This is a genomic window from Photorhabdus bodei, assembly GCF_003287735.1.
Classification (GTDB): Bacteria; Pseudomonadota; Gammaproteobacteria; order Enterobacterales; family Enterobacteriaceae; genus Photorhabdus; species Photorhabdus kayaii.
Window position 1 is genome coordinate 1 of sequence record NZ_NSCM01000180.1, and the last position, 251, is coordinate 251.

The window sequence follows — 251 nt, forward strand, 5'->3', positions numbered from 1 at the left end:
GGGAGATTGCTGGCATGGTAGGTGCGCCCGGTGACAATCGGCTGGTCCGGGTCGCCGTTAAGAAAGTCCACCACCACTTCCTGACCGATACGCGGTATCGCCAGCATGCCCCAGCCCTGACCGGCCCCTGTCTTTCCTACACAAATATTTTAACCCGCCCCCTCGTTATTGAACTTTTACCTCATAGATTGATCCCAATAAAAAACACGACTTGAGGTAATCTTTATGTTTTCAACCTGCGCCGAACAATG

1 pseudogene is annotated in these 251 nt (G+C 51.8%); it reads right to left on the reverse strand.

Annotated elements, in window-relative coordinates:
• A pseudogene (locus CKY02_RS26080) lies at positions 1 to 131 on the reverse strand (phage baseplate assembly protein V); the annotation flags it as partial.
• Positions 132 to 251 lie beyond the last annotated feature (120 nt).